Genomic DNA, 6,448 nt, shown 5'->3' on the forward strand with positions numbered 1-6,448 from the left:
CTCGGCAGACGACGACGCTGCGCGGGCAGGGCTCACGCGCAGGCAGGACGAGGTTCAGTTCCACATGATGCGCACGCTATCCCGGCCCGGCCTGGCCCGGCAATGGATTATTGGTCAGCACTCGATGATGCTGACCGCCAGGCCACCGGTGGAGGTCTCCTTGTACTTGTCGCTCATGTCGCGGCCGGTGCGCAGCATGGTCTCCACGACCTGGTCGAAGCTGATCTTCTGGGGGATGTCCCCGCCGGCCAGCGCCAGCCGAGAGGCCGCCAGCGCCTTGATTGCGCCCATCGCGTTGCGTTCGATGCACGGGATCTGGACCAGGCCGCCGATCGGGTCGCAGGTCATTCCCAGGTGGTGTTCCATGGCGATCTCGGCGGCATTCAACACTTGTTCCGGGGTGCCGCCGCTGACCTGGACCAGCCCGGCGGCGGCCATGGCCGAGGCCGAGCCGACCTCGCCCTGGCAGCCCACGTCGGCACCCGAGATGGACGCATTGCGCCGGATGATCGAGCCGATCGCGCTGGCGGTCAGCAGGAAGTCGATGACTACCCGGTCGCGGTCGGCGGGGGAGCACTCGACCAGGTAGCGGAGCACCGCCGGGATGACGCCGGCCGCGCCATTGGTGGGGGCGGTGACCACTCGTCCGCTGGCCGCATTCTCCTCGTTCACCGCCATCGCCCAGACCGCCAGCCAGTCGATCGCCGCCAGTGCTTCCGGGCCGACCATGGTGCCGTCGTCGATCAGGCGTTGCGCCAGCGCCGGTGCTCGTCGACGGACGGCCAGGCTGCCCGGCAGGGTGCCGGTGGTGGTCAGGCCCCGATTGATGCACTCGTCCATCACCTGCCACAGGTGCAACACCTCGCCCTCGACGTCGTCGACCACGCCCAGGGCCGACTCATTGGCGAGCGTCGCCTGCGGGATCGTCCATCCGGTGTCGCGGCACAGCGCCAGCAGCTGTGCGGCGTTGTCGTAGGGATGCGGCAGGGGCGTCGACGGCGAGCTGATGTGTTCGGGCTCGTCGCCCTCGACGACGAAGCCGCCGCCGACCGAGTAGTAGATCTGCTCCACCGGCGCGGATGAGGTGAACTCGGCGCGGAACACCATCCCGTTCGGGTGACGTGGCAGCCGGGTGCGTCCCTCCAGCAGCAGGTCGGTGGCCGGGGTGAAGACGATCTCGTGACCGGGGTCGTCGACGTTGGCCCGGAGTCGTACCCGGGGCTCGTCGACCAACTCCTCGAGGCGGTGCCCGAACAGGACGGGGTCGACGTGGCGTGGTCGCCAACCCTCCAGTCCCATCACCACCGCGCGGTCACTGGCGTGGCCGCGTCCGGTGGCGCCCAGCGATCCGCACATTCGTACCTCGACGCGGACGACCTCGGCCAGGACCCCGGTCGCCTGCAGCCCGGTGACGAAACGACGGGCGGCGACCATGGGACCAACCGTGTGCGAGGAGGACGGGCCGATGCCGACCTTGAACATCTCGAAGACCGAGGTGGTCACACAGTGCTCCGTTCACGTCGTCGTGGTTCGCCGCTGGGTGTCGATGCGAGTCTAGTTCGAGGCACCGCGGTGGGGACCTTTTCGGTCTTGCTATTAGTTAAGCGTTCAACTAAGATGGGACCATCATGAACGAGACCCAGAACCGTCCGCCCGTCCTCTTCCTGAGCCACGGTGCGCCGCCGCTTGCTGATGACAAGATCTGGACCGACCAACTGCATGCCTGGTCGGCCGACCTGCCGCGTCCGAAGAACATTCTGGTCGTCTCGGCCCACTGGGAGCAGGACCCGACGACCGTGAGCGCCTACAGCCACCAGGTGCCGCTGGTCTATGACTTCTGGGGATTCCCGGAGAAGTACTTCCAGGTCACCTACGACGCCCCGGTCGCGCCCGAGCTGGCCCACGCGGTCAACCAGTTGGCGGCGACCACCGACAACCCCATCCACCACGACGAGACCCGCGGGCTTGACCACGGGGCGTACGTGCCGCTGGTGGAGTTGTTCCCCGAGGCCGACATTCCGGTGCTGCAAATGTCGATGAACACCCTGGACCCGAAGACGCTGTTCGACCTGGGGCGCAAGCTGGCGCCCCTGCGCGACGAGGGGACCATGATCATCGGTTCGGGCTTCACCACCCACAACATGAGCTGGTTCAACCCGCGCAACCCGGCCTACGCCGAGCCGCCCACCGCGTCGGCGGAGTTCGACCACTGGGCCACCGAGGCGATGGCCCGCGGGGACGTCGATGCGATCCTCAACTACGAGACGCTGGCCCCGGCCGCTTCGGTCGCCCACCCGCGCACCGAGCACTGGGCGCCGCTGTACGTCGCGCTGGGTGCGGCTGAGGCGTCCGGAGGCATCGAGAACACGTCGGTCATCGACGGATTCTGGTACGGACTGTCCAAGCGGAGCTGGCAGATCGGCTGATTCGCCGTTATTGGCCGCGGGTGGCGCCGATGATGGGTCCATGAGCGAACTCGTCATCGGCGTCATCACCTGCAGCACCCGGCCGGCTCGCGTCGGTCCCACGATCGCCTCGTGGGTGGTGGAGCAGACCCTCGGACGATCCGGCGCCCGCTATGTCGCCATCGACCTGGCCGACCAGGGCCTGCCGCTGCTGGACGAGCCGGAGCCGGCGTCGTCCGGGAACTACACCCAGGAACACACCCGCCGCTGGGCCGGGGTGATTGAGCCGCTGGACGGTTTCGTCTTCGTCACCCCCGAATACAACCGCGGGCTGCCCGGAGCGCTGAAGAACGCCCTGGACTTCCTGTACGCGGAATGGAACACCAAGGCGGCCGGTCTGGTGGTCTATGGCAGCAGCGGGGGGCTGCGGGTGGCCGAGCAGCTGAAGTCGGTGCTGGGGGAGTTGCAGGTGGTGACGGTGCGACCCCAGGTGTCGATCTCGATCTACGACGACATGGTGGACTTCACCGACCTCGACCTGCGTGACTTCCAGGCCGGCAATGCCGCCACGATGTTGGACCAGGTTGAGCGGTATGCGGCGGCGTTGAAGACGCTGCGCACCAAGCGCGGGGATTAGCCCAGAATGGGAATGTCGAGGTCGTAGGCAAGGATGACCGCGCGAGCCAGTTCTGCTTCCTGGGCTGGCGAGAGATAGCCGACGGTTCGGCCGAGGTGGCCGACGGGAACCGTGAGCACGTTGTCGAGGGAGACCGCGCCGTCGTGGTCGAGGCCATTGGACGCTCCGACACGAACCTCGCTGGACAGCCCCTTGATCGTCGACGTGATGGGTGCCACGGTGACCTTGGTCATGGCGGCTCGGGCCCGTTCGCGGGTCAAAATGACGGCGGGGCGGGTCTTGTCCAGCCGGACGAGGCAGATTTCGCGCATCAGATCTCGACGTCGAGATTGGAGACGGACCAGTCGACGAGGGCGTCCAGATCGTCGGCGGCACCTGCCGTGCGAAGGGTCGCGGCATCCTGTTCCGCGCGCTGTCGGCGCATCTCGCGCTCGATTGCCCGAGCAACCAGAGCGGCGCGGCTCGGCGCGGCCCCCGAAGCGACCGCCTCGTCCAGAAACGTGACCATGGTGTCTGGCAGTCGGACGGCAATCTGCGTACTCATGACGCCGAGCATACCAATGTGGGATGCATGTGCCGGTAACGGACGACTCTGCGCCATGGCGGCTGTCCGATAAGCCACATTATGTCAGAACGCGAGAGTTCACCCCTCCTGACCCCGCGCGCTGCGCCGCCGACGCCGCTTCAGGTCCGGCTGGCAGGCCCGGACCCGCACCTGCGACAGTTGCACGCTTCTGCAGCGTGTGAAGTCGTGCAGCTGACGTCAACCGCTGCAGGTGTCGTTGACTCACTCGGCGGGTGGAATGAAGTCGTGCAGCTGACGTCATCCGCTGCAGGTGTCGTTGACTCACTCGGCGTGTGGAATTCGAGCGACGAAGCCGACGACCGCCCGCCCTCCGATGATGTTGCTGAAACGCGCGAAGAATGTGTGACTGCATCGAAATGCCATCAATTCGTAGCGACATGACAAAGCCCTGCGCTGTCAATACCCATCTGCGAGCGCCGCTCCGGTCCAAGCCTCATCCGCGCTGACCTCGGCGATCACATCCAACCACTGCGGCACCATCGCACTCCCCCGGTCCCCATCATCAATTTCAGCCAGCAGGGTTCCATCGACGAAGACGTCGACCGCGAGCTGCCAGCCGTCCCGGACGACCCGGTGCCTGGTCTTGGTGAGCGTTCGGGCGGGCAGGGCCGCCAGCGCCGACCATTCAACCTCGTCCAGGTACATCGTGGTGTGCGCAATCTGTGCGGGACCCGCGCCCATCCGGATCTTCTGACCGAGCTTGCGGATCACGTGCCCGTCCTCGTCGACGACCTCGCGCAGCCGCAACCTCGTTCCGTCCAGGTAGCGGTCGGTGATCACTGACCGCGACACCACTCCGTCCGGCATCGACCGCAGCAGGAACCGACGTTCACGTTCCACCACGGCGTACTTCAGCGAGACGTTCATGGGCACTCACACTAAGGCAACGAGTCGCGCCACACCATCGCGCAAGAAACCAAAGGATTGCCTTGCCTCGCCCCCTGTGAATGCAACGAAGGGTTGCCTTTCCTTGCTTGTTCAAGAAAACTTTCAAGCATAAACTTGGTTTCGTGACTGACATTGACATCCTCCCCCAGAGTTCTGCCAGCACCACGCGCGACGGCGAACGACGCGTCGGTGGGCTGGAGCAGCGGCTCAACGCGCTGCGCGCCGGGGTGCTCGGCGCCAATGACGGCATCGTCTCGACCGCGGCCGTCGTCGTCGGTGTGGCCGGGGCGACCAGTTCCACGGGTGCGATCGCGCTGGCCGGCGTCGCCGCCACCATTGGCGGCGCCATCTCCATGGCGCTGGGTGAGTACGTGTCTGTCAGCAGCCAGCGTGACAGTGAGAAGAACATCATGCGCGAGGTGCAACACGCATTGGTGGCCAACCCTCGCGCTGAGGTGGACGCCCTGGCCGGCCTGTACGAGCAACGCGGCATCAGCCCGGAGACCTCCCGAGCGGTCGCCGAGCAACTCTCCTCCCACGACGCCCTGGATGCCCACCTGCGCGAACGTCACAACATCGACGCCACCGACGTCGCCAGCCCCTGGCACGCCGCCGTGGCCTCCTTCCTGGCCTTCTCCCTCGGGGCCCTGCTGCCCCTGCTCGCGATCCTGCTGCCGGGAGCCTCCATCCGGGTGCCGGTCACCTTCGTCGCCACCCTGGTCGGGCTGGCAATGACCGGCGCGGTGGCAGCGGCCATCGGTGGCGGGTCCCGCCTGCGCGCCTCCGTCCGGGTGCTGGTGGGCGGCACGCTGGCGCTGGGCGCGACCTACCTCATCGGCTCCCTGCTGGGCACCGCCGGCATCGTCTGACCGTTCCCCCGCCAACCAGTCCCCCCGCCTACTGGGCCCGCACCTTGCGCATGGCCAGCCGCGCGGCCTCCTGCCCGGACGCCGCCGCCCCGTCGAGGGACGCGTTGCCGAACTGGTCACCGCACGCCACCACCCGGCCGTCGGTCCAGGTCCGCGGCGCAGTCGCACGCCCCGGCGCGACGGCCGGCAATGACTGGGGCACCTCGTGGGTGGCCACCAGCCGCCAGCCCGACGCGTCGACCCCGTAGATCTCGCCCAGATGAGCGCGCACCGACTCCTCAGTCGGCTCCTCGCCCTCGGCCAGACCCTCGGTGAGGGTCAGCGCGGCGACCAGGTGCTGCCCGGCCGGCGCGTACTCGGGGGCCACATGACTGACCACGCTGGTCGTGGTGACCGGGCCGCCGCGACCACGACCGTCCACATGAATGGCAGCGGAGTCACTGGGTGCCACCTCGCAGCCGAACCAGAAAGTCCTGGTGCCATGCATCCGCGGCTCCGGCTGACCGGTCAACTGCGCTGTGGGCACCGGTCCGGCCGCCACCACCACAGCACGTCCGGTGAACGTCACGTCGCCGCAGGTCACCGTCCCGCTCGCCGGATCCACCTCCGTCACCGCCTGCGCCAGGCGAACGTCCAGCCCCTCCGCCATGATCCGCGGCAGCGTTCGCATGCCGCCACTGGGCAGACCCGGCGTACCGGCAGCGAACATCGCCAACAGCCAGCCGACGAACCGCGCCGAGGTACTGCCATCCCGTTCGGCCACCACCCCCGCCAGGAACGGATCGACCACCGAGTGCCGCAGCGGGCTGGTGAACCCGGCCCGGTCAAAGGCCTCCCGCCGGGTCTCGTCCCGACCGGTGACCCGCAGCAGTGAGCCGAGCAGGGCCACGTCCTGCGGCCTCACCAGTCCGGTCGCGAGGGTGCGGGGCAGCGAACCGGGCCGCCGCGACGGGTCGGTGACCTCGCGCAAGCCGCCATCGGTGAGGGTGCGGACCGCCCGGGGGAAGCCCCGCATGCCGAGCCGGTCGAACCGCACGGCGCGTTTCAGGTGCGGGTAGGCCGG

The 6,448-nt window shown here is 68.0% G+C and carries 8 protein-coding genes; 3 read left to right on the forward strand and 5 right to left on the reverse strand.

Going from position 1 to position 6,448, the window contains the following annotated elements:
- Window positions 1–114: 114 nt before the first annotated feature.
- Window positions 115–1,503 carry an L-serine ammonia-lyase gene (locus tag IPV09_RS12030; RefSeq protein WP_370590311.1) on the reverse strand — a complete coding sequence of 463 codons (1,389 nt, stop codon included), beginning with the start codon at window positions 1,501–1,503 and terminating at the stop codon, window positions 115–117.
- Window positions 1,504–1,628: 125 nt separating this feature from the next.
- On the opposite strand from IPV09_RS12030, the gene IPV09_RS12035 reads away from it, so the two are divergent.
- Together IPV09_RS12035 and IPV09_RS12040 are read left to right on the forward strand one after the other, a co-directional pair.
- Window positions 1,629–2,426 carry a dioxygenase gene (locus IPV09_RS12035; protein WP_207475499.1) on the forward strand — a complete coding sequence of 266 codons (798 nt, stop codon included), beginning with the start codon at window positions 1,629–1,631 and terminating at the stop codon, window positions 2,424–2,426.
- A gap of 40 nt (window positions 2,427–2,466) precedes the next feature.
- The gene (locus IPV09_RS12040) at window positions 2,467–3,042 is read left to right on the forward strand and encodes an NADPH-dependent FMN reductase (RefSeq protein WP_207475500.1); all 576 of its coding nucleotides are present in this window, start codon (window positions 2,467–2,469) and stop codon (window positions 3,040–3,042) included.
- Here the strand turns inward: IPV09_RS12040 and IPV09_RS12045 are convergent.
- From IPV09_RS12045 to IPV09_RS12055, 3 genes are all read right to left on the reverse strand, one after another.
- Complete coding sequence (locus tag IPV09_RS12045; RefSeq protein ID WP_207475501.1) at window positions 3,039–3,353, reverse strand: type II toxin-antitoxin system PemK/MazF family toxin; 315 nt, start codon at window positions 3,351–3,353, stop codon at window positions 3,039–3,041. The genes IPV09_RS12040 and IPV09_RS12045 overlap by 4 nt on opposite strands.
- Window positions 3,353–3,586: a YlcI/YnfO family protein gene (locus IPV09_RS14495; protein ID WP_207475502.1), complete on the reverse strand. Its 234-nt coding sequence runs from the start codon at window positions 3,584–3,586 to the stop codon at window positions 3,353–3,355. Before IPV09_RS14495 ends, IPV09_RS12045 begins: the two co-directional genes overlap by 1 nt.
- Before the next feature lie 438 nt (window positions 3,587–4,024).
- Entirely contained in the window at window positions 4,025–4,495 is a 471-nt protein-coding gene (locus IPV09_RS12055) for a hypothetical protein (protein ID WP_207475503.1), read from the reverse strand.
- A gap of 143 nt (window positions 4,496–4,638) precedes the next feature.
- On the opposite strand from IPV09_RS12055, the gene IPV09_RS12060 reads away from it, so the two are divergent.
- Entirely contained in the window at window positions 4,639–5,385 is a 747-nt protein-coding gene (locus IPV09_RS12060) for a VIT family protein (RefSeq protein ID WP_370590312.1), read from the forward strand.
- 28 nt (window positions 5,386–5,413) lie between these two features.
- On the opposite strand, the gene IPV09_RS12065 is transcribed toward IPV09_RS12060, so the two are convergent.
- Window positions 5,414–6,448 (reverse strand): hypothetical protein (locus IPV09_RS12065; RefSeq protein WP_207475505.1); only part of this gene is annotated, 1,035 nt, incomplete at its 5' end.

It is taken from the genome of Tessaracoccus sp. SD287 (assembly GCF_017355265.1).
GTDB lineage: Bacteria > Actinomycetota > Actinomycetes > Propionibacteriales > Propionibacteriaceae > Aestuariimicrobium.

What these genes read in the sequence shown, in the direction of transcription:
- IPV09_RS12035 (WP_207475499.1), top strand. Translation starts at nt 1,629, where the DNA reads ATGAACGAGACCCAGAACCGTCCGCCCGTCCTCTTCCTGAGCCACGGT.
- IPV09_RS12040 (WP_207475500.1), top strand. Translation starts at nt 2,467, where the DNA reads ATGAGCGAACTCGTCATCGGCGTCATCACCTGCAGCACCCGGCCGGCT.
- IPV09_RS12045 (WP_207475501.1), bottom strand. Translation starts at nt 3,353, where the DNA reads ATGCGCGAAATCTGCCTCGTCCGGCTGGACAAGACCCGCCCCGCCGTC.
- IPV09_RS14495 (WP_207475502.1), bottom strand. Translation starts at nt 3,586, where the DNA reads ATGAGTACGCAGATTGCCGTCCGACTGCCAGACACCATGGTCACGTTT.
- IPV09_RS12055 (WP_207475503.1), bottom strand. Translation starts at nt 4,495, where the DNA reads ATGAACGTCTCGCTGAAGTACGCCGTGGTGGAACGTGAACGTCGGTTC.